Below are 22,190 nucleotides of genomic sequence, written 5' to 3' on the forward strand. Positions count from 1 at the left end.
GGAACAATAAAGAGATGGCAAGAAATAGACAACCTGTTTTAAAGAAATGTAGAGCTCTTGGAATTGATCCAGTTATCTTAGGAGTAAACAAATCTTCTAACAGAGGACCAAGACCAAATGCAAACAAAAAGCCTACAGAGTATGCAATTCAGTTAAACGAAAAGCAAAAAGCTAAATTTATATACAATGTAATGGAGAAGCAATTCAGAAAATTATATGATGAGGCTTCAAGAAAGGATGGAGTTACTGGTTTAACTTTAATCCAATACTTAGAGAGAAGATTAGAGAACGTAGTTTACAGACTAGGGTTCGCTAAAACTAGAAGACAAGCTAGACAAGTTGTGTCTCATGGACACGTTGCTGTTAACGGAAGAAGAGTTAACATTGCATCTTACAGAGTAAAAGCAGGGGACGTAGTATCAGTAATTGAGAACTCAAAGAACATTGAGTTAATCAAAACTGCAATAGAAGAGAAAGCAGTTCCAGCATGGTTAGAGTTAGATAAAGCTAACTTCGCAGGAAAAGTTCTTCAGAACCCAACTAAAGACGACTTAGATTTCGATCTAAACGAAGCTTTAATAGTTGAGTTCTATTCAAGATAATAAATCCTTTGACAGGAGTTGATTAAATGTTAAAAATAGAAAAACATGCTAAGGGTATTAACATTACCGAATTAAAAACAAGTGACTTTTCAGGTCAATATGTTATAGAACCTTTATATAGAGGATATGGACATACAATTGGTAATGCTTTGAGAAGAGTTTTACTATCATCTATACCAGGTGCTGCCATTAAAGGAGTTAGAATTGATGGAGTACTAAGCGAGTTTTCAGTTATGGAAGGTGTTAAAGAGGCCGTTACTGAAATAATGCTAAATGTTAAAGAGGTAGTAATAAAGGCAGAAACTGCTGGAGAAAGAAAAATGACTCTTTCTGCAAAGGGACCTAAGACTGTTACAGCTGCTGATATAATACCAGATATTGGACTAGAAATTGTAAATCCTGATCAAATCATCTGTACATTAACTACAGATAGAGAGATCGATATGGAGTTTATAGTTGATACTGGTGAAGGATTTGTTGTTGCTGAAGAGATAGAGAAAAAAGATTGGGCTGTAGATTTTATAGCAGTTGATGCTATATATACACCAATCAAAAAAGTTTCTTACTCAGTTCAGGATACAATGGTTGGAAGAATGACTGATTTCGACAAGTTAACTTTAGATATCGAAACTGATGGAAGTGTAGAAATAAGAGATGCAATCTCTTACGCTATTGAACTTCTGAAGTATCATTTAGACCCATTCCTAGACTTAGGAAATAGAATGGACCACTTAAGAGTAGATCTTGAGGAAGAAGAGGAAACACCTACATCAACAAACAAAAATGATGATGTAATGAATACAAGAATAGAAGAGCTAGATTTAACAGTTAGATCATTTAACTGTTTAAAGAAAGCTGGAATAGAAGAAGTAGGACAATTGGCTAAAATGACAATGAACGAACTTCTAAAAATAAAAAATCTAGGAAGAAAATCACTAGATGAGATCCTTGAAAAAATGAAAGAACTTGGGTTCGATCTAAATGGAAATGGATCTGTAGAATAATTAGATAAGGAGGCTAACTGACTAATGAACCACAATAAATCATATAGAAAGTTAGGGAGAAGAGCTGATCATAGAAAAGCTATGTTAATGAACTTAACAATATCTCTAATTTTATCAGATAGAATAGAAACTACTGTTACTAGAGCAAAAGAACTTAGAAAGTTTGCTGAGAGAATGGTAACTCTTGGTAAAAAAGGAACTCTTGCACACAGAAGACAAGCTTTCGCTTTCTTAAGAAGCGAAGAGGCTGTAGCTAAGTTATTTAACGATTTAGCTCCAAAGTATGCTGAGAGAAACGGTGGATACACAAGAATCATCAGAACTTCTGTAAGAAAGGGAGATTCTGCTGAGATGGCTATAATCGAATTAGTATAATTCTAATTCGTTTTAAAAGAGAACTACATTGTAGTTCTCTTTTTTTTTATTAAAATCCTACAATATTAAACAAAACAAAAAAAATGTCCTAAATTTTAAATAAGAGCTTAAAAAGTATTTATTTCTTCAAAAAACAAACAAAATGTATTGCAAATAAGAACTCTTTAATGTATAATATATCCATAAAGTGCCTAGGGGGACTTACTATACTTTTTTTATTATTCGGAGGTTAAAATGTTAAAAGGAACAGTAAAATGGTTCAACAAAGAAAAAGGATTTGGTTTTGTAACATGTGAAGAGGGGAAAGATTATTTCGTACACTTTACTGGAATTATTGGGGAAGGGTTTAGAACTTTAGAAGAGGGACAAAATGTTTCATTCGTTGTAGAAGAAGGAAATAAAGGTCCAATAGCTAAAGAAGTAACTGCAGCTTAATTAAATATAAAACCAAGAGTGAAATTTTAATTTCACTCTTTTTTTTTACAAAAAAAGTCAGAAAATATGTTAAAATATAATATATTCGATTTTAAGGAGATAATAATGATATTGGGATTAACTGGTGGTATAGGTAGTGGTAAATCGACAGTTAGCAAGATATTTTCATCTATGGGATTAAAGATTTTTGATGCAGATTTGATAGCTAAAAATATCTTAGAAAGTGATTTAGTAAAAGAGGAAATTAAAGAAAAATTAGGAAAAGAGTTTATAAATTTAAAAGACAATTCTATAAATAGAGATTTATTAAAAAAGATAGTTTTTAATAGCTCTGATAAATTAGAAATTTTAAACTCAATTGTTCATCCAAAAGTTTTAAAAATTTATGAGGAGTTATTTTTAAAATTTTTCGAAAGTAATGAGATAGTAATTTTTGATGTACCGTTATTGTTTGAGGTTAATTTAGATAAGTATTGCAATAAGGTTATCGTTGTGGATATAGAGAAAAAATTACAGATTCAAAGAATAAAAAAAAGAGATGGAATAGATGATGAGCTCATAGAAAAGATTATCTTAAAACAAATTTCAAGAGAGGAAAGAAATTTAAAAGCTGATATTATTATAGAAAATAATGGAACTTTAGAAGAATTAAAAATTAAAGTAGAAAAAATAATAGAGAGTATAGAGAGAGGAAAGATATGAAAATAGTTGCTCCAGCAGGAAGTATTGAAAGATTTTATGCTGCTATAAAAGCAGGTGCTGATGAGATTTATATGGGATTAAAAGGATTTGGAGCTAGAAGAAATGCTGTAAATCTAACTTTAGAAGAGTATAAAGAAGCTTTAGATTATGCTCATGAAAGAGGTGTTAAAGTATTTTTAACTTTGAACACGATAATGATGGATGTAGAAATTGAAGCAATTTCAATTAATTTGAGAGAACTTTACAAACACGGATTAGACGCTGTAATTGTTCAGGATTTTGGATTAGCAAAATTTATAAAGGAAAACTATCCAGGACTTGAATTGCACGGAAGTACTCAAATGACGGTAGCAAATCATATTGAGGCAAACTACTTGAAATCTATAGGATTTGAAAGAGTTGTTCTACCAAGAGAGTTATCATTTGAGGAGATTAAAGAGATAAGAGAAAAGAGTGAAATTGAACTAGAGATATTTGTTTCTGGAGCACTTTGTATATCATATTCTGGTAATTGTTATATGAGCAGCTTTATAGGTGGACGTAGTGGAAACAGAGGTATGTGCGCTCAACCTTGCAGAAAAAAATATTCTTCTAATGGAGAGGAAGAAGGATATTTATTAAGTCCAAAAGATCAATTATATGGATTTGAAGAGATTCAAAAGTTAAAAGAGATAGGTATTGATAGTATTAAGTTAGAAGGAAGAATGAAAGAACCTAACTATGTATTCCAAACAGTTAGCTATTATAAAGAGCTAATAGAGGGAAAAAATGTAGAGGAAAAAAGTTCACAAATATTTAATAGAGGATACAGCACAGGGTATTTTTATAAAAATAGACCTGAAATAATGAATAGAGAGTTTGCAAGCCATTTAGGTAAAAATTTAGGTGAGTTAAAAGAAAATCACTTGAAATTAAAAGAGAGAATAATTTTAGGTGATGGAGTTACATTTTTATCTAAAGATTACGAAAAAATCGGTGGAACTTATATAAATAAAATTGATACTAAATTCGAAAGAGGAAGAAAGGATGCTAATCCTGGAGAAACGGTAGTATTGAGAGATTTACCAGTTGGAACTAAGTATGTTTATAGAAATTACTCAAAAGAAGTGAGTGATTTAATAGAACAAAAATTAAAAACAACAGATAAAAAACATTTAATAGAGTTCCAATTTACAGCTAAACTTGGAGATGTTCCTAAAATAAAAGTTTCGACTTTAAATAATAGATTAGAATTAATAACTGCTGAATTATCTTCAGATACTTCTATTGAACTAGCTAAAAATAAAGGTACTTCAAAAGAGGTTATAGAAGAAAAGATTCTGGAAATTGGTGATACGACATTTAAAGGGATTGTAAAAAATATAGAGATTGATGAAAATATATTCTTACCAATATCTGTTATAAAACAGCTGAAAAGAGATGTTGTAAAAGAACTTTTAGAAAAATTAATTCTAAGTTATAGAAGAGAAGTTTCTGAAGAGATTATAAAACTTTCAAGACTTGAATCAAAAGAAAAAAAGGCGATAATATCAGCTATTGTTTCAAACGATAGTCAAAAGAGCGTTTTAGAAAACTTAGGAGTAACAAAAATTTATAATAAAGGTTATGACGTAGCGAGAGAGGGGATTCTAACTAAAGTTGATTTATATAATAAATTGGCAACTAATCTATATCAAGCATTGGAAAATAAAAATTCAGAAATAACTTTAGGATGGAATTTAAATATATCTAATCGTTATGCGTTTGATCATTTTTCAACGTTAACAAATGTAGATACGATAATAGTTTCTCCAGAGGTTAGCTATAGAAGATTAGAAGAGATTGGAGAAACGACAGTTAAAAAAGCTATTTTAGCTTACGGAAGACCTAGAGCTATGTATACAGAGTTATCAATAGCTACAGAAAATCAAAAAATTATTGAAAATGAACAAGGGGATAGATTCACAGTTATTCAAAATGATATTGGAAATAGTGAAATATATTTAGAGCATCCACTTAATATATTAGAAGATAAAGAGTATTTAGAAAGTATTGGAATTTCGGAGTTAGTTTTAGAGTTTACAACAGAAACAGAGAGTGAAATAAAGGATATATTAGATGGTAACGGAGAGTATAGACCTTACAATTATGAAAAAGGAGTGTTTTAAGTGAATATAAAGTTAGTTAGAAACTTAGCAACAGTATTCGGTTTGGGAGATATGCCTGTAGCCCCAGGAACATTTGGAACTTTGGGTGGAATTCCTATATATATTGGTTTAGTTTTATTAAAAAGAATATTTCCAAACAATATGATATATAACTCATTTTACTTTATGTTTTTAATGACGTTTTTCGCGATATCAGTTTATGTTTGTGATATTGCAGAAAGAGATATATTCAAAGAAAAAGATCCACAAAAAGTAGTAATAGATGAGGTATTAGGTTTTTTAACAACGTTATTTTTAATAAATCCAGTTGGAATTTTTGAAACAATAGTAGCTATAGTATTAGGATTTGTAATATTTAGATTTTTTGATATAACAAAAATTGGACCTATTTATAAATCACAGTTCTTTGGAAATGGAGTAGGTGTTGTTTTAGATGATTTCTTAGCAGGGGTAATTGGAAACTTTTTAATGGTTTGTATTTGGACTATATTTTTCTAAGAGGTAGATAAAAATGAGATGTGTTTTACTTATGGTGGGTACAGAGTTATTAAATGGAGCTACATTGGATACGAATAGTATTTTTATGGCTAACGAATTAAATAAAGTAGGAATAAAAATAGATTTTAAATTAACTGTAGGGGATTCTTTGGAAAAAATTCTTGAAGCGATTAAATTTGCTAAAGAAAAGAGTGATTTAGTTATTTTATCTGGTGGTCTAGGTGCAACAGATGACGATTTAACAAAAGAAGCAATCAGTAAATTTTTAAATAAAAAGATGTTAGTTGATGAAGAGGAATTAATAGAGATAAAACAGAAATTTAAAAAATTAAATATCGAATTCTTAAAAAAGAACTATAAAGAAGTTGAAAAACCTGAAGGAGCAGTTTCAATAAAAAATGATGTGGGAATGGCACCAGCATTTTTTATTGATGGGATTGCAGCTTTTCCAGGAGTTCCTAAAGAACTTTATAATATGTTTCCTAAGTTTTTGAAATATTATACAAATAACTATTGTGAGAGTATAGACCCAATATATATAAAGGATATAATAGTATCAGGAATTCCAGAATCTATATTAGAAGAGAAAATAAAAGAGTTTTTTATAGATCCAAATATAGAGTATGAGTTTTTAGTAAAAGATTATGGTATAATAGTGAGAATGCAAACATTAGAGAGCTATAAAAACACAGTGGAAAAAATTAAGGAAAAGATATATAATAGTATAGGAAAATATATTATAACTGAAGATGATGAAAAAATAGAAGAGAAAGTATTTGAGTTTTTAAAAAATAAAAATTATACGATATCAGTTGCAGAATCATGTACTGGAGGAATGTTAGCATCTACAATTGTCGGTGTATCAGGAATATCACAATTTTTCACAGAGGGATTGATAACGTATAGTAACGAATCAAAAGCGAAGCGTTTAAATATTGATAAAAATATAATAAAGAGATATGGAGCTGTAAGTAAAGAAGTAGCAGAAGCAATGGTTTATGGATTAGAAACAAATGTTGGAATATCAACAACAGGAGTTGCTGGTCCAAATGGGGGAACGGAAGAAAAACCTGTTGGTCTTGTTTATGTAGGAGTTAGAGTGAAAGATAAGATAACAAGTTTTAGATTTAATTTCACGGGGGATAGAGAGAGAATAAGAAGAAAAACAGTTCTCCATAGTCTATTTGAACTATATAAAATGTTAGAGGAGGATGAATAGAAAGTGAGTATAGGAGAGAGAATAAAAAAGAGCAGAAATGAAAAATCATTATCATTAAGAGAGTTGGCAACAATGGTCGATTTATCAGCTAGCTTTTTATCACAAATAGAACAAGGAAAAGCATCTCCTTCAATTGAAAATTTGAAGAAAATAGCAAACTCATTAGACGTAAGAGTTAGTTATCTAATTGAAGATGAAGAGGTAAAGAAAAATTCTGATTTAATTAGAGCAAAAGAGAGAAAATTTGTAGAGAGTGTGGATTCGAATACAACATTATCACTTTTAACATCATCAAATATAGAGAAGAGCATGGAGCCAATTTTATATGAGATTGGGCCAGGAGGAGAAAGCGGAAGAAGCTATTATACACATCCTGGAGAGGAGTTTATATTTGTTCTTGAAGGGAGTATTGATATATATATAGAGGAAGCTGTACACAACTTACACGAAGGAGATAGCTTCTACTTTAAATCTAGTCAAAAGCATAGATTTAAAAATAATACAGATAAAAGAGCAAGAGCTCTTTGGGTGGTAAATCCACCTACATTCTAATAATGGAGGAAAATAATGAATATAGAAGTTAAGGTATTGAATTCTACAAGATTAACAAAATTGTTAATTGCAGCAAGTAGATGGTTATCAAAATATTCAGATGTTCTAAATGATTTAAATGTGTATCCTGTTCCAGATGGAGATACAGGAACAAATATGTCAATGACATTGCAAGCGGTGGAGAATGAGTTAATAAAATTAAACCATGAACCGGATATGGAAGAGTTAGCAGATATTGTATCAGAAGCTATTCTTTTAGGAGCTAGAGGAAACTCAGGAACAATTTTATCACAAATAATTCAAGGATTCTTAGATGGTGTTAGAACCAAAGAGGAAGTTGGAGTAGAAGATGTTAAGATTGCTTTTAGAATTGCTAAAGAAAAGGCATATAAAGCAGTAAGTGAACCTGTTGAAGGAACGATGTTAACTGTAATAAGAAGGGTTGCAGAAGAGGCTGAAAAGTATACAGGACCTTCAGATGATTTTATTCCGTTCTTAGTATATTTAAAAGAAGCTGCTCAAGAAGCGGTACAAGAAACTCCAAATCAATTACCTAAGTTAAAAGAAGCTGGAGTTGTAGATGCAGGAGGGCAAGGAATATTCTATATCTTAGAAGGATTTGAAAAATCTGTTACAGATCCAGATATGTTACATGATTTAGAGAGAATAGTTCAATCTCAAGCTAAAAGAAAAGATATTATGGAACATTCAGGAACTCATGTTTTTGAAGATATTAAATTTAAGTATTGTACAGAGTTTGTTATAGAATCTGGAGATTTTGATTTAGATGATTATAAATCAAAAATTGTAAATCATGGAGATTCAATGGTTTGTGCACAGACATCAAAGAAAACAAAAACTCATATCCATACAAATAATCCAGGGCTAGTTTTAGAAATAGCTGGAAAATTAGGAAATTTATCAAATATAAAAATTGATAATATGGAAATTCAACATAAAAATATGCTATTAGCTGATGCTGAGCATTATAAAGTTGATAAAAAAGGAAAAGTTTTAGTTCAGAATGAAAATAGCAAACCGATAGCTTATTTTGCTATTGTTGATAACATGGAGTTAGGAAACTTATTCTTAGATAATGGAGCAACAGCTGTTTTAATAGGTGGACAAACACAAAATCCAAGTGTTGCTGATATAGAAGAGGGAATCAATAAAATAAAAGCTGATAAAATAGTTATTTTACCAAATAACAAAAATATTATATCATCAGCAAAAATTGCTGCAGAAAGAGCTTCAAAAGAGGTAATGGTTTTAGAAACTAAAACTATGCTAGAGGGTGAGTATGTTGTAAAAAATAAAGAGTTTGGAATGGATGAAATTCTAAAACAACTTCCATTTAATACATCAATAGAGATAACTCAAGCAGTAAGAGATACGAAAGTTGATGAGTTGATCATATCTCAAGGTGATTATATAGCTTTAGTAAATGGAAAAATAAAAGCTAAAGGTGCAACTTTAGAAACTTTAATAGAAACTGTTTATAAGATGTGTGTAAATAGCGAAACTTTAAATATATTCGCGTGTATAGGAAAAGGTTCAACAGAGGAAGCTAATAAAGTTTTAAAAGGAATTAAGTCGACAGTTAGATATTCAGATTTAGTAATAGGGCAAGAAAATTACCCATACTATATATATATAACTAATAGAAACCCTGAGTTGCCTGAAATAGCAATTGTAACAGATTCTACGTCTGATTTAACTCCAGAAATGATAAAAGGCTTAGATGTTGATATTATACCGTTAAAAATCAAATTGGCTGGAGATACATATTACAGAGATGGTGTAGATATGTCTAAAGGTGAGTTCTGGAAACAATTGTTAAAAGAGGGAGTTGTTCCAAAAACATCTCAACCATCACCAGCAGAGTTCAAAGAGTTATATGAGAAATTGTTAGAGAGAGGATATAAAAAGATTATCTCTATACATATTTCGAGTAAATTGAGTGGAACTCAACAAGCTGCAAGAGTAGCAAGAGGTATGTTAAACAAAGAGGATGATATAGCTATAGTAGATTCTAAAGTTGTAACATTTGCTTTGGCTCATATCGTTATTGAGGCAGCAAAAATGGTAAAAGATGGAAAATCATTTGATGAAATTATTGAATGGATAGATGAAACAAAGAGCAAAATGAAAGTTTACTTTGTTGTAAAAGAGTTATCTTATCTAGAAAAAGGTGGAAGAATAGGAAGAGCATCATCAGTTATTGGTGGATTCTTAAAAATAAAACCTGTTTTAAAATTAGAGAACGGGGAAGTTTGTATCGAGGCTAAAGCACTTGGTGAAAGAGGAGCTTTATCTTATATGGAGAAACTTATTAAAAACGAAAAGAATTCTATTATAATGTATACTGGTTGGGGAGGAACTCGTAATGAGTTAGAAGCAGCAGACCAACTAAGAAGTATAGCTGAAAAAACTAAGAAGTTAGATTATAGAGCTAGAATGGAGATTGGGGCAACTATAGCATCTCATACTGGTCCTGTATATGGAATGGGAATTTTAAATAAAATAAGATAATAAAAATAGCTAGATTTTAATCTAGCTATTTTTACAAAATATATCTTTTTTTAATAAATTAAATAAGATTGTATAGAAACAGATTTAAAAGGATTGACTGGACATTAAAAAGAAAATATAATAAAGAAAAACCATAGGAGGAGAAAGATGGCAATATTAGTTTGTGGTGGAGCCGGATATATAGGAAGTCATGCGGTTAGAGCTTTATTAGAAGCAAAAAGAGAGGTTGTTGTTTTAGATAACATGCAAACGGGGCATGTAGAAGCAGTACCTGAGAATATAAAGTTGGCATTAGGAGATTTAAGAGATATAGAATTTTTAAAAAGAGTATTTAAAGAGAATAAAATAGAAGGAGTTATACATTTTGCTGCAGATTCATTAGTTGGAGAAAGTATGACAAATCCTGCTAAATATTTTGACAATAATGTCCTTGGAACTATGAATTTATTAAATATAATGAGAGAGTTTGAAGTAAAAAATATAGTTTTCTCTTCTACAGCGGCAACATATGGAGAACCAAAAAATATTCCAATTCTTGAAACGGATGAGACAAATCCAACAAATCCATATGGTGAAAGTAAATTAATGGTTGAAAAACTATTAAAATGGTATGACTATGCTTACGGAATAAAATATACAGCTCTTAGATACTTCAATGTAGCTGGAGCATATCCAACAGGAGAGATTGGAGAAGACCATAGTCCTGAAACACATCTAATTCCAATAATTTTACAAGTGGCTTTAGGAAAAAGAGAAAAAATAGGAATATATGGAGATGACTATCCAACAGAGGACGGAACTTGTATTAGAGATTATGTTCATGTAATGGATTTGGTTGATGCTCATATTTTAGCATTAGATAGATTAAAAAATGGTGGAGATAGTACAATTTATAATTTAGGAAATGGAGAGGGATTCTCGGTTAAACAAGTTATAGATGTAGCTAGAAAAGTTACAAAGCATGAAATACCAGCTGAGGTATCTCCTAGAAGAGCTGGAGATCCGGCAAAATTAGTTGCGAGTTCTCAAAAAGCTATGAACGAATTAAAATGGAAACCTAAATATGCTTCGTTAGAATCAATAATTGAAACAGCATGGAAATGGCATAAAGAAAATCCAGAAGGATATAACGACTAAAAAAATTAGGCAGAGTTCTGCCTAATTTTTTATTTTAAGGAGAAAGAATGAGAATATATAGATTTGATGAGATAGATTCAACAAATAGATTTTTAAGAGAGAAAGATGATATATTAGAGAAAGATTTAGCAATAGCTAAAGTTCAAAATGCTGGAAGAGGAAGAAGAGGAAATAAGTGGGTTTCAACAGAAGGAGCAGCACTATTTTCTTTTGCTTTAAAGCATGATTTCGAAATATCTGAAGATGAGTATATGAAACTTCCACTTTTAGTAGGGTATTCTTTATTATATTCTTTAAAAAAAATAGAGGATTTAGATTATAAATTTAAATGGACAAATGATTTATATTTAGAAGAGAAAAAAATAAGTGGAATTTTGGTTGAAAAAATAAAAGATCACTATATAATTGGAATTGGACTTAATGTTAATAATTTAAATTTAGAAGAAGCTAAAGATAGAGGTATGTCATTAAGAGAAAAAACAGGAAAAGAATATAACCTAGAAGAAGTTATAATGACTATAGTTTCAGATTTTTTTGAAAATTTTAAAGAGTTTAAAAATGGAAGTTGGAAAGAAATTCTGGAAAAAATAAATAAAGTAAATTATCTGTATGGAAGAAGAATTGATATTGTTACATTCGATAAAGAGGAAAGCGGAATTGCTGGAGATATTTTAGAAGATGGAACTCTTGAGGTATTTGTAGGAAATGAAATAAAGAGATATAATATTGGTTCAATTCACATAGCAAAAAAATAGAGGAGTATATGAATAAAAAAAGAATAGTATTAGGAATGAGTGGTGGAGTTGATTCTTCAACTTCGGCATATATGTTAAAAGAGGATGGTTTTGAAGTTATAGGTGTGACTTTAGTTGTGAGCAAAGAGCAAAGAGAGTCACAGGATTTGAAGGATGCTATATCTTTAGCAAAAGAGTTAGATATAGAGCATATTATTTTAGATATAGTAGATGAATTCAATGAAAAAATTGTAAAATATTTTATTGATGAATATTCAAAAGGAATGACACCGTCTCCGTGTGTCGTTTGTGATGAGATCATAAAAGTGAAGAAGCTGATTGAAATTGCAAATTTAAAAGATGCTTACTACATAGGTACAGGTCACTATTGTGAGGTAAGTAGGGATAATAGATTTGAAAAAAGTTTATTTAAAAAACCAAAAGATATAAGAAAAGATCAAGGTTATATGCTATATAGAATAGATTCAGAAATAATAGAGAGAATGATGTTTCCATTAGCAAAGTATGAAAAGACATTGGTAAGAGAGAAAGCTAAAAATTATGGAGTAAAAGTTCACGATAAAAAAGATAGTCAGGGTATTTGCTTTGCAAAAGAAGGATATTTAGAGTTTTTAAAAAAAGCTTTAGGTGATAAAATAGAGCCAGGAAATTATGTTGATAAAAATGGGAATGTTTTAGGACAACATCAAGGATATCAGTTGTACACAATTGGTCAAAGAAGAGGATTGGGAGTTCTATTTTCAAAAGTATATTTTATCATAGATATTATTCCAGAAAAAAATGAGATAATTTTAGGTGATTATGTAGAGTTATATAGAAAAAAAGTTGAACTAGCAGATTTTAAAACTCAAATTCCATTAGAAACTCTTTTAGAGATGAGAGTATTCGTAAAACCCAGGTTTTCTAGTTTAGGTTTTTATGGAAAAGTAATTAAAGAGAATAAAAAGATATATTTAGAATACGAAGAGGAGAATCCACAAAATGCTAAAGGACAGCATCTAGTTATATATAGTGATGATTTGGTTATTGCTGGAGGAAAAATAATATTTTAAGGGGGTTAAAAAATGAAGTTACAAAGATTAATGGATGAAAAAGGGGTAGAGGCAATTTTAGTAACAAATCTACTAAATGTAAGATATTTTACAGGTTTTACAGGAACAACAGGAGTAGCGATAGCTATAAAAGATAAGAGATTTTTTATAACAGATTTTAGATATGTATCTCAAGGAAAGAGTGAAGTAGAAAAAAATGGTTTTGAATTAATTTGTGAAAATATCTCAGCTTTAAAAAAAGTGGGAGAATTATTAGAAGAGTTTAAAATAAAGAAAATAGCAATTGAAAATCAAAGTGTTACACTTGATCAATTTAAATTGTTCCAAAGTAATTTTCCTGAAGTTGAATTTATATATTTAGATGACACTTTTACAAAAGAGAGAGAGATTAAATCAGAAGAAGAGATAGAAATAATAAGAGAATCTGTAAAAATTGCAGAGCAAGCGTTGAAAGAAAGTATGTCTAAAATTAGAGTTGGAGTTAAAGAGAGAGAAATTGCAGCCGAGTTAGAGTATCAGATGAGAAAGTTAGGTGCTTCAAAAGCTTCTTTTGATATAATTGTAGCATCTAATGAAAGATCGGCTTTACCCCATGGTGTTGCTAGTGAAAAATTAGTAGAAGAAGGCTTTTTGACAATAGATTATGGATGTTTTTATAAGGGATATGCCTCAGATATAACAAGAACTTTCTATGTAGGGGATAATCCAACAGAAAAACACTTAGAAATTTATGAAATAGTTAGAGAAGCAAATGAAAGAGCAATAAAAGCGGTAAAAGAAGGAGTTACTGTACATGAATTAGATGCTATAGCAAGAGATTTTATAAAACAAAAAGGCTATGGAGATAATTTTGGTCATGGATTAGGTCATGGATTTGGATTACAAATACACGAGTACCCAGGAATCTCTTTTAAAGCTGAAAATAAGGTATTAAAAGAAGGGATGATTATAACAATAGAACCTGGAATTTATGTTCCAGATTTTGGTGGAGTTAGAATAGAAGATGACATTTTAGTTGGAAAAAACTCATGTGAAGTTTTAACAACTTTAGATAAAACTTTTAAAAAAATAAAATAAATTTTTTTAAAAAAATAAAAAATCGTTCATAAAAAGCACGAATTGACGAACAATATATATTTTATTTATAAAAGATATATAAAATTAATCTTTTTCATTTGGACAAAAGTATGATATTCTTTATACAATACTGGAAAGTTTATTAAGCATTTTGATATAAAATGAAAATAAATTATCAATATGGAGGGGATTATGCAAGCTGAATTAAAAAGAACTGAAAACAAGAGTTTTATAGACAAATTCTTGAATATAATTGAAAAGGGAGGGAATGCCTTACCACATCCAGCAACATTATTTGCAATATTAGCTGTAATGGTTGTAATTATTTCAGGAATAGGTGGAGCCTTAGGTTGGTCAGTTGATTTCGTTGGAATCAATAGAAAAACAATGAAAACAGAAGAGATGGTAATTGCTACTAAATCTTTAATGACAAAAGAAGGAGTAAACTATATATTTACTTCAATGGTAAATAACTTTACTGGATTTGCACCTTTAGGAACAGTTTTAGTTGCAATAATAGGTATAGGAATAGCTGAGAGATCGGGATTAATGGCAGCTATTTTAAAGAAAGTAGCACTTTCTACACCAAAAAAATTAGTAACAGTAATGGTTGTATTTTTAGGGATAATGTCAAACGTAGCTTCAGATGCGGGGTATGTTGTATTACCACCATTAGCAGCACTTATATTTATATCATTTGGAAGACATCCAATAGCAGGATTGGCAGCAGCATTTGCTGGAGTTTCAGGAGGATTCTCAGCAAATCTACTAATAGGAACTATAGATCCGCTTCTAGGAGGAATTTCAACAGAGGCAGCAAGAATACTTGATCCTACTTACTATGTAGCACCTACAGCAAACTGGTACTTTATGATGGCATCAACATTTATAATTACATTCTTAGGAACGTTAATAAATGATAAAATAGTAGAACCAAGATTAGGAAAATATACTGGTGAGGGTGGAAATGAATTCCAAGAGGTTACACCTGAAGAGAAAAAAGCATTAAGATCTGCAGGATTAGCAACAGTAGTTATGCTAGTTTTATTAGTACCAATTTATTTAGCATTAGGACATAACTTCTTAGGAAATGGATTAGTTCCAGTAATCGTATTATTCTTTGCTCTTCCAGGATTAGCTTATGGAAAATCAATAGGAACAATTAAAAGTGATTCAGATGTAATGGATATGTTAACGAAATCAATGCAAGGAATGGCAGGATATATTGTCTTAGTATTCTTCGCAGCTCAATTTATAGCATACTTCGGGTATACAAACTTAGGAACAATATTAGCAGTAAAAGGTGCAGATTTCTTAGAAGCTGCAGGAATTGGTGGAATTCCACTAGTAATAGGATTCATTATAATTGTAGGATTCTTAAACCTATTTATGGGATCAGCATCAGCTAAATGGGCTATTTTAGCACCAGTATTTGTACCAATGTTAATGAGAATAGGATATTCACCTGAATTTACACAATTAGCTTATAGAATAGGAGATTCAACTACAAATATAATTTCTCCTTTAATGTCATATTTTGCAATGATAATTGTATTCATGCAAAAATACGATAAAAAAGCTTCACTAGGAACGTTAATATCAGTAATGCTTCCTTATTCAATAGTGTTCTTAATTGGATGGTCAGTATTCTTAGCAGTTTGGATGTTAAGTGGATTACCAATTGGACCAGGAGCTTCAGTTTTATTACCAGGTTTTTAATTAATTAAAAAGGTTGGAAATTTCCAACCTTTTTTTATTTTAAAGCATAAAAATATTTTCTTGACAAAATCTTTAATATACTATACTATAAAGGTATAGAAATTGACTAAACCAAATATAATTAAATAAAAAAATAGGAGCTAGCTCCTATTTTTTATTTTCCACAACATTTTTTGTATTTTTTACCTGATCCGCAAGGGCAGTTTTCATTTCTTCCAATCTTAGTAACCGTTCTAGGAGGTTGATTTTCTCCAAATATTTCAGTATAAGAGTGACCTTTTAAAATCCATAGAGGTAATGATTTTGATATTTTAGTTATTAGAGCTAAGAATATAGATTCAGCATTTGAGTTTTCAAATGTAATTCTAGTTTTTATATCTTCAACTATAGATTCAACTGATAGATTATTTTTTAATCTGTCAATAATAGTTGTAATTTCAAAACCAATTTGTGGACCTTGTAGTTTATGTGACATTAAAAGAGCTATTAAATCGGCAACTTCTTGAGTTTTTTCGATGTAGAAATAGTTCCAGTAGTTTTTATACTCATCATTACTTAGTACTTTATACTCTAATCCTTCATACTTAATAGTTTCATGTAGAATATCTACAGGTTCAGATACAGAATCAGCTATTAAATATATAGTTTTGCTTCCAGAATCTTCTAATTTAGAGATAAATACATTTAAAATCCATCTTGAATCAATAAAAGTATGTATTTTTTCAAGAGTGATATCATTAAATGTAGGAGTTAAAAGATCTAACAATTTATGTTCATCAATAACACCATAGAATCTAATCATTCCTAAAATTAGCATCTCTAACTCTTGATAGAAATCTATAAGTGATTTATTTTCATCTTTTTCAGATAAAGAGTTTATTGTTTCAATAAACCAAGTTGAAATAACATAGTGGTTATTATCTTTTTCTTTTACAACAGTTTTAGAAATAAATCCAAAACTTTGTAAAGGTAATAAAAACTCTTCATATTCGAAGAAGTCTTTTTCGCTTACCTTATGATTTTCAGTGTTAAATTGAGAAAGGTAAGTTAATGTATCTTTAGAAAAAACTTCTAAAAAAGTATTTGAATTACTTTCATAAGCCTCAACAATTTTTTCTATAATTTTCCCTTTTACAGTACTTTTAGCGATTTTTATATTAAATTTAGCTAAAATTTTAAAAAGATCATCTTTAAGTAGGCTATTTAAAGATTCAATTAAAAATTTGTCTTCCACGTTGACCTCCAAGCATTTTTTATTACTATTATACCATAAAAATAAAAAAATACAAAAATGTATAGAAATTAAGTAGATTCGGTATACAGAGTAGGATTTGAAAAATAAAAAAGAGATCATTTATGATCTCTCATTAAATATTATTACTCAGCTGGAGCGATACACTCAACAGGGCAAGCACCTGCACAAGCACCACAATCGATACATTGGTCCTCGTCGATTCTTCTTTTTCCACCATCAACTTCAGAAATGCAACTAACTGGGCAGATTGCTTCGCAAGTTCCACATCCGATACAGATATCTTCATTAATTCTATGAGCCATAATAACCTCCTTAAAAATATTAAGTATGAATACACAAATTTAAAGTATACTCGACAAGAAGTATACCATTTTACTATTCAAAAGGCAACCCTTTTCTAGGATATTATTAAAAATAAATTAATAAATTCCTTTTTTTTTAAATGAAATTAATATATAATTAGAAAAAAATAAGAGGTGATTTAAAGTATGAAAATATTTGTAATATCTGATATTCATGGATCAAGCTATTATCTTAATAAAGCATTAGAAGCTTATGAAAAAGAGAAAGCTGATTATCTTTTAATCTTAGGAGATGAATTATATCATGGACCAAGAAATCCTCTTCCACAGGATTATAATCCAAAAGAGGTTTCAGAAATGTTAAATAGATATAAAAGCAAGATAATTGCTGTTAGGGGGAATTGTGATAGTGAAGTGGATCAAATGCTATTAGAATATCCAATTATGAGTGATTATACTGTTTTATTTTTAGAGAAAAAAAGAATTTTTGCAACTCATGGACATATATATAATGAGGAGAAAATTCCAAATATATCTGAAGGGGATGTACTTATATATGGACATACACATTTACCAGTAGCTAAGTATCAAAATGGAATATATATATTAAATCCAGGTTCAATTACACTTCCGAAAGGTGGAAATAAAAATAGCTATGGATTATTTGAAAATGATATTTTCTATATAAAAGATTTAAGTGGGGAGATTATAAAAGAGATTAAATTAAAATAGAAGTGCAAAGTTTGCACTTCTATTTTTTTATTTTATCTATTTTATGGCATATTTTAAGACATCAGTGAAATAATCTACATAGTTTACAGTTATTCCAGTTTTTAAGAAATCTGGAAGTCTGTCGAAATCTTTTTTATTATCTTTAGGAAGAATAAGTTCGAAAATACCAACTCTTCTAGCAGCAATAGTTTTTTCTCTAACGCCACCGATAGGAAGAACTTTTCCTGTTAAAGTTAACTCTCCTGTCATAGCAAGACCTTTTTTTATAGGTGTATTAGTAGCTAAAGAGTAAAGAGCTAAAGCCATAGTAATTCCAGCCGAAGGACCATCCTTAGGAGTCGCACCTTCAGGGACATGTAAATGAACTCTGTTTTTGTCGAAGTATTCTTTTATTTCTGGAGAGTATTTCTCCTCTTTAAATAAAAGAGAACGAATATAAGAGTATGCTATTTCTGCAGATTCTTTCATAACATCGCCAAGTTGCCCAGTCAGTTTAAGGCCACTATCTTTATTACTTATACTTGTGGCTTCTATATATAAAGTGGCACCGCCAAGAGAGGTCCAAGCTAGTCCAAGAGTTACTCCTGGGATTTCTTTTTGGTATAATTCTTCAGTTGTAAATATTGGTACTCCCAAATATGATTCTACATTATTTTCATTAATTCTAACTTTATCAGTATTTCCCTCAGCAATTTTGAGATTAACTTTTCTCATTATTTTTCGAATACATTTATCAAGAGTCCTAACACCCGCTTCTCGAGCATATTTATCAATTATAAATTTTAAGGCATTTTTACTGATTGTAATCTCTTTATTATCTAGGGCGTGTGCCTTTAATTGTTGAGGAATTAGATATTTTTGTGCAATTTGAAGTTTTTCTTCAAGAATATAACCAGAGAGATGAATAATCTCCATTCTATCCAATAATGGTCTAGGAATAGTATCTAGTTGATTAGCTGTTGTAACAAAAAGAATTTTAGAGAGATCGTATCTGATATCAAGATAATGATCTAAAAAGTCTTTATTTTGTTCAGGATCTAAAACTTCTAAAAGAGCAGAAGCAGGATCTCCTCTAAAACTATTTCCAATTTTATCAATTTCATCAATCATTATCACAGGATTTGAAGTCTGAACGAGTTTTAATGATTGAATAATTTTTCCAGGCATTGCACCGATATAGGTTCTTCTATGACCTTTTATCTCAGCTTCATCAACCATTCCACCAACAGAGAATCGATAGAATTTTCTATTTAATGATTCTGCTATAGATTTACCAATAGATGTTTTACCAACTCCCGGAGGTCCAACTAAGCAAAGAATAGAGCCATTTACATTTCCAGTTTTTATGACAGTACTCACAAACTCTAGGATACTATTTTTAATATCCTCTAAACCATAATGATCTCTATCGAGAATCATTTTAGATTTTTTAATATCCAATCTATCTTTGGAAAAAACTCCCCAAGGAAGCTCAACAATAGATTCAACATATGTTCTAGCCACATGATACTCAGGTGAACCTTGATCTAAAATAGATAGTTTTTCAAGTTGTTCGTTTACTATTTTTTCAGCTTCAGATGAAAGATGAATATGATTTATTTTATCAACAATTTTATCAACAACAGCTGATTTTTCATCTTTTTCTAATCCTAGTTCTTGTTTGATAAGTTTTAATTGTTCTCTTAAAAAATATTCTTTTTGCTGCTTGCTAACTTTGTCCTCTATCTGCTTAGATATTTTAGCTTGAAGTTGAGAAATCTCTAGCTCTTTTTTCAACATCGTTAAAAGTCTTTGGGATCTATTATTAATATTAAACTCTTCTAAAAGTTCTTGTAAGTCTTTAGCCTCAGCTTTTAGCATAGATGAAACAAAGTCTATAAAAATACTAGGGTGATCATATGAAGCTTGTGAAACTAAAAGTTTTAACTCTTCTTTTAAAATAGGATTAACTTCAAATATCTCTTTTAAAGAGGTCATAATAGCTAACATATAAGCTTTTAATTCGACTGAAGAATCAGCAGATTCTTTATTATACTTAACCTTCCAGCAGATTCTAGAGTTTCCAATAACAACTTTTTTCTTTTTAAAACGTTCTACTCCAAAAACAATAGCTTGCACAGAATCTTGTGATATAGAGGTAACTTTATTAATTTTTACAACAGTTCCTACGTCATAAAGTGTAGAATTGAAATAATCGTTGTCGTCTATATCTTTAACAAAAACAAGTCCAATGAAGCCGTTATAGTGTTCTTCAGCGTCTTTAATAGCTTGTAAAAAATCCTCTCCAGTAAATGCAATTGGAGTTAAAATATTTGGGAAAATAGGTCTTATAACAAGTGGAAGAATAGGAATATCTTCAGGTAAAAGATCTCTTATATTAACAAGATCTGTAGAATTATTATTTGAAGTCATAGACGCCTCCTTTAATTTATATTATCATATAGTTAGAGTACATATAATTGATAACATTTCCTTTTATAAAATCAAAATAAAGAGACTGAATTTTATTTTGAAAGGAATATGTATAATTGAGCAGTAAATCCTTAAAAATAAAAAAATATCGGAGGGGTAGGATGAACTTAAGAAAAAGAATTTGTGTAATGGATATTGGATCGAACTCGATAAGAATGGTTATTTATGAGATAACGCCGAATAAAGCTTTTATACCTATCGAAGATATAAAGGAAACAATTAGGCTAGGTGAAGGAATCAACGAGAAAAAAGAGTTAAAACCAGAAAAAATAAATCTAGCTTTAAAAACTATACAACTCTTTAAAAAAGTTTGTTTAAAAAATAATGTAGATGAGATAGTGGCTTTTGGAACAGCTGCCTTAAGAATTGCAACTAATGGAGAAAGACTATTGAAAGAGATACTTAAAACTACAGGAATAGATGTGATTGTATTTAAAGGTGAAGATGAAGCATACTTTTCATTTGAAGGGGCTATAAACACATTGGATATAAAAGAAGGCGTGGTTATAGACTTGGGTGGATCAAGTTTAGAGATAGTTCATTTTAAAGAAAGAGAAGCTTTAGAAAGAGTTAGTTTGAATTTTGGAGCAGTAACTCTATCAGAGGTAGTTGATTTAAAAGATAAATTGGGGAAAAAAGATGAAGCGACTTTAAGAGATTTTATAAGAGAGCAATTTGAGGTAGTGAATTGGAAAGATAACTTGAAGAATTTACCATTGATAGGAGTTGGGGGAACAGTTAGAAATATTGGAGGAGTACATTTGTATATGAATAACTACCCATTAGAACTTCTACATAATTATAAAGTTAGTGTTAAAGGTGTAGAAGAGGTAGTTAATAAATTAAAAGAGTTAGATTATAAAGAAAAACAAGATGTTCAAGGATTGTCTAAAGCTAGAGCAGATATGTTTATTGGAGCTGCTATAGCTGTAGAAGAGGTGTTGACATATTTTAAATTAAAAGAGCTTATAATAAGTGGATATGGGATTAGAGAAGGAGTTCTCTATGAACGTTTAAGTGAGTGTGGAAAAGTTGTAGAAAATCCTTTTGAAGATGGATTTAAAGATATAATTGAAATACTAAATGTAAATCCTTTTGCAAAAGATAAGCAATATAAAATTTTTAAGAAAATATTTGAAAAATTAAATGAAGAGTATAGATTTAATTCAATAAATGAAAAGATAATTAAAATTGTTACTTATCTATATGATATAGGGAAATGTATAAACTATGTAAACTACCCTTTACATTCTGCGTATATGATACTAAACTTAGGGATAAAGGGTGTAGAACAAAATGAATTAATTGCTGCAGCAATTATTGTAGCTAGAGGAAATAAAAAATATAGAGGTTTAGAGAAATATAAAGATATCTTTGAGGACTCTGAGATTGATGAATTTATGATGCTTTCAAAAATATTGAATATAACGAATATATTTAGTGATGATTTGTTATTAGATGAGCATAACTTTGATGTAGATATAACCAAAGATGAAATAGTATTTTACATAAAAGAAAAAGACGAGGAAGACTTGAAAGTCATTGATCTATTTATTTCTCAAAAAAAATTCGTGAATACATTTGATAAAAAGCTAAAGTTTAAATTGAAGAAATAGGGTGGGA

General features: G+C 29.8%; 20 protein-coding genes. 17 read left to right on the top strand and 3 right to left on the bottom strand.

The annotated features are described in order from the left end of the window. Nucleotides 1-14 precede the first annotated feature (14 nt). The 15 genes from rpsD to L992_RS00215 all read left to right on the top strand — a co-directional run bounded on the left by rpsD (nucleotide 15) and on the right by L992_RS00215 (nucleotide 15,806). Nucleotides 15-602 (top strand): 30S ribosomal protein S4, encoded by a 588-nt coding sequence (rpsD, locus tag L992_RS00145; RefSeq protein WP_047384432.1) that lies wholly within the window; start codon nucleotides 15-17, stop codon nucleotides 600-602. Between the two features lie 26 nt (nucleotides 603-628). Further along, nucleotides 629-1,606 (top strand): DNA-directed RNA polymerase subunit alpha, encoded by a 978-nt coding sequence (locus L992_RS00150; RefSeq protein WP_047393833.1) that lies wholly within the window; start codon nucleotides 629-631, stop codon nucleotides 1,604-1,606. Between the two features lie 24 nt (nucleotides 1,607-1,630). Then, nucleotides 1,631-1,981: a 50S ribosomal protein L17 gene (gene rplQ / locus L992_RS00155; RefSeq protein WP_023050832.1), complete on the top strand. Its 351-nt coding sequence runs from the start codon at nucleotides 1,631-1,633 to the stop codon at nucleotides 1,979-1,981. A 234-nt stretch (nucleotides 1,982-2,215) separates the two neighbouring features. Then, entirely contained in the window at nucleotides 2,216-2,416 is a 201-nt protein-coding gene (locus L992_RS00160) for a cold-shock protein (RefSeq protein WP_047384435.1), read from the top strand. 105 nt (nucleotides 2,417-2,521) lie between these two features. Further along, a complete protein-coding gene (gene coaE / locus L992_RS00165; RefSeq protein ID WP_047384437.1) occupies nucleotides 2,522-3,118 on the top strand; it encodes a dephospho-CoA kinase in 597 nt (198 codons plus the stop codon). Then, entirely contained in the window at nucleotides 3,115-5,265 is a 2,151-nt protein-coding gene (locus L992_RS00170) for a U32 family peptidase (RefSeq protein ID WP_047393835.1), read from the top strand. Before coaE ends, L992_RS00170 begins: the two co-directional genes overlap by 4 nt. After that, nucleotides 5,266-5,763 carry a phosphatidylglycerophosphatase A gene (locus L992_RS00175; protein ID WP_047384441.1) on the top strand — a complete coding sequence of 166 codons (498 nt, stop codon included), beginning with the start codon at nucleotides 5,266-5,268 and terminating at the stop codon, nucleotides 5,761-5,763. 13 nt (nucleotides 5,764-5,776) lie between these two features. After that, the gene (locus tag L992_RS00180; protein ID WP_047384442.1) at nucleotides 5,777-6,982 is read left to right on the top strand and encodes a CinA family nicotinamide mononucleotide deamidase-related protein; all 1,206 of its coding nucleotides are present in this window, start codon (nucleotides 5,777-5,779) and stop codon (nucleotides 6,980-6,982) included. A 3-nt stretch (nucleotides 6,983-6,985) separates the two neighbouring features. Next, the gene (locus L992_RS00185; RefSeq protein WP_047384444.1) at nucleotides 6,986-7,534 is read left to right on the top strand and encodes a helix-turn-helix domain-containing protein; all 549 of its coding nucleotides are present in this window, start codon (nucleotides 6,986-6,988) and stop codon (nucleotides 7,532-7,534) included. Between the two features lie 15 nt (nucleotides 7,535-7,549). Next, nucleotides 7,550-10,066, top strand: a complete 2,517-nt coding sequence (locus tag L992_RS00190; RefSeq protein WP_047384445.1) for a DegV family EDD domain-containing protein — start codon at nucleotides 7,550-7,552, stop codon at nucleotides 10,064-10,066. Between the two features lie 147 nt (nucleotides 10,067-10,213). Continuing rightward, on the top strand, nucleotides 10,214-11,203 hold the full coding sequence (gene galE / locus L992_RS00195; RefSeq protein ID WP_047384447.1) for a UDP-glucose 4-epimerase GalE: 990 nt from the start codon (nucleotides 10,214-10,216) through the stop codon (nucleotides 11,201-11,203). 47 nt (nucleotides 11,204-11,250) lie between these two features. Beyond that, entirely contained in the window at nucleotides 11,251-11,958 is a 708-nt protein-coding gene (locus L992_RS00200; RefSeq protein WP_047393838.1) for a biotin--[acetyl-CoA-carboxylase] ligase, read from the top strand. An 8-nt stretch (nucleotides 11,959-11,966) separates the two neighbouring features. Continuing rightward, nucleotides 11,967-13,010 carry a tRNA 2-thiouridine(34) synthase MnmA gene (mnmA, locus tag L992_RS00205; protein ID WP_047393841.1) on the top strand — a complete coding sequence of 348 codons (1,044 nt, stop codon included), beginning with the start codon at nucleotides 11,967-11,969 and terminating at the stop codon, nucleotides 13,008-13,010. Nucleotides 13,011-13,022: 12 nt separating this feature from the next. Beyond that, a complete protein-coding gene (locus L992_RS00210) occupies nucleotides 13,023-14,087 on the top strand; it encodes an aminopeptidase P family protein (protein WP_047384454.1) in 1,065 nt (354 codons plus the stop codon). A gap of 192 nt (nucleotides 14,088-14,279) precedes the next feature. Then, nucleotides 14,280-15,806, top strand: a complete 1,527-nt coding sequence (locus L992_RS00215; RefSeq protein WP_047384455.1) for an AbgT family transporter — start codon at nucleotides 14,280-14,282, stop codon at nucleotides 15,804-15,806. Between the two features lie 154 nt (nucleotides 15,807-15,960). Here L992_RS00215 and L992_RS00220 read toward each other — a convergent pair whose 3' ends face one another. Next, nucleotides 15,961-17,040, bottom strand: coding sequence for an SEC-C metal-binding domain-containing protein (locus L992_RS00220; protein WP_047393843.1), 1,080 nt, complete (start codon nucleotides 17,038-17,040; stop codon nucleotides 15,961-15,963). Between the two features lie 143 nt (nucleotides 17,041-17,183). Beyond that, on the bottom strand, nucleotides 17,184-17,363 hold the full coding sequence (locus L992_RS00225) for a 4Fe-4S binding protein (protein WP_023049759.1): 180 nt from the start codon (nucleotides 17,361-17,363) through the stop codon (nucleotides 17,184-17,186). 186 nt (nucleotides 17,364-17,549) lie between these two features. Here L992_RS00225 and yfcE point away from each other — a divergent pair, with 186 nt between their 5' ends. Then, the gene (yfcE, locus tag L992_RS00230) at nucleotides 17,550-18,095 is read left to right on the top strand and encodes a phosphodiesterase (protein ID WP_047384459.1); all 546 of its coding nucleotides are present in this window, start codon (nucleotides 17,550-17,552) and stop codon (nucleotides 18,093-18,095) included. A 36-nt stretch (nucleotides 18,096-18,131) separates the two neighbouring features. Here the strand turns inward: yfcE and lon are convergent, their stop codons facing one another. Then, entirely contained in the window at nucleotides 18,132-20,507 is a 2,376-nt protein-coding gene (gene lon / locus L992_RS00235) for an endopeptidase La (RefSeq protein ID WP_047384461.1), read from the bottom strand. 161 nt (nucleotides 20,508-20,668) lie between these two features. Between lon and L992_RS00240 the strand changes: the two genes are divergently transcribed. Beyond that, nucleotides 20,669-22,183, top strand: coding sequence for a Ppx/GppA family phosphatase (locus L992_RS00240; RefSeq protein WP_047384462.1), 1,515 nt, complete (start codon nucleotides 20,669-20,671; stop codon nucleotides 22,181-22,183). The last annotated feature ends 7 nt before the right edge of the window (nucleotides 22,184-22,190 follow it).

The organism is Cetobacterium sp. ZOR0034 (assembly GCF_000799075.1).
Lineage (GTDB): Bacteria > Fusobacteriota > Fusobacteriia > Fusobacteriales > Fusobacteriaceae > Cetobacterium_A.

Bases quoted from the DNA above. Each gene is read 5' to 3' on its own strand.
- rpsD (WP_047384432.1), top strand. From the start codon at position 15: ATGGCAAGAAATAGACAACCTGTTTTAAAGAAATGTAGAGCTCTTGGA.
- L992_RS00150 (WP_047393833.1), top strand. From the start codon at position 629: ATGTTAAAAATAGAAAAACATGCTAAGGGTATTAACATTACCGAATTA.
- rplQ (WP_023050832.1), top strand. From the start codon at position 1,631: ATGAACCACAATAAATCATATAGAAAGTTAGGGAGAAGAGCTGATCAT.
- L992_RS00160 (WP_047384435.1), top strand. From the start codon at position 2,216: ATGTTAAAAGGAACAGTAAAATGGTTCAACAAAGAAAAAGGATTTGGT.
- coaE (WP_047384437.1), top strand. From the start codon at position 2,522: ATGATATTGGGATTAACTGGTGGTATAGGTAGTGGTAAATCGACAGTT.
- L992_RS00170 (WP_047393835.1), top strand. From the start codon at position 3,115: ATGAAAATAGTTGCTCCAGCAGGAAGTATTGAAAGATTTTATGCTGCT.
- L992_RS00180 (WP_047384442.1), top strand. From the start codon at position 5,777: ATGAGATGTGTTTTACTTATGGTGGGTACAGAGTTATTAAATGGAGCT.
- L992_RS00190 (WP_047384445.1), top strand. From the start codon at position 7,550: ATGAATATAGAAGTTAAGGTATTGAATTCTACAAGATTAACAAAATTG.
- galE (WP_047384447.1), top strand. From the start codon at position 10,214: ATGGCAATATTAGTTTGTGGTGGAGCCGGATATATAGGAAGTCATGCG.
- L992_RS00200 (WP_047393838.1), top strand. From the start codon at position 11,251: ATGAGAATATATAGATTTGATGAGATAGATTCAACAAATAGATTTTTA.
- mnmA (WP_047393841.1), top strand. From the start codon at position 11,967: ATGAATAAAAAAAGAATAGTATTAGGAATGAGTGGTGGAGTTGATTCT.
- L992_RS00210 (WP_047384454.1), top strand. From the start codon at position 13,023: ATGAAGTTACAAAGATTAATGGATGAAAAAGGGGTAGAGGCAATTTTA.
- L992_RS00215 (WP_047384455.1), top strand. From the start codon at position 14,280: ATGCAAGCTGAATTAAAAAGAACTGAAAACAAGAGTTTTATAGACAAA.
- L992_RS00225 (WP_023049759.1), bottom strand. From the start codon at position 17,363: ATGGCTCATAGAATTAATGAAGATATCTGTATCGGATGTGGAACTTGC.
- yfcE (WP_047384459.1), top strand. From the start codon at position 17,550: ATGAAAATATTTGTAATATCTGATATTCATGGATCAAGCTATTATCTT.
- lon (WP_047384461.1), bottom strand. From the start codon at position 20,507: ATGACTTCAAATAATAATTCTACAGATCTTGTTAATATAAGAGATCTT.
- L992_RS00240 (WP_047384462.1), top strand. From the start codon at position 20,669: ATGAACTTAAGAAAAAGAATTTGTGTAATGGATATTGGATCGAACTCG.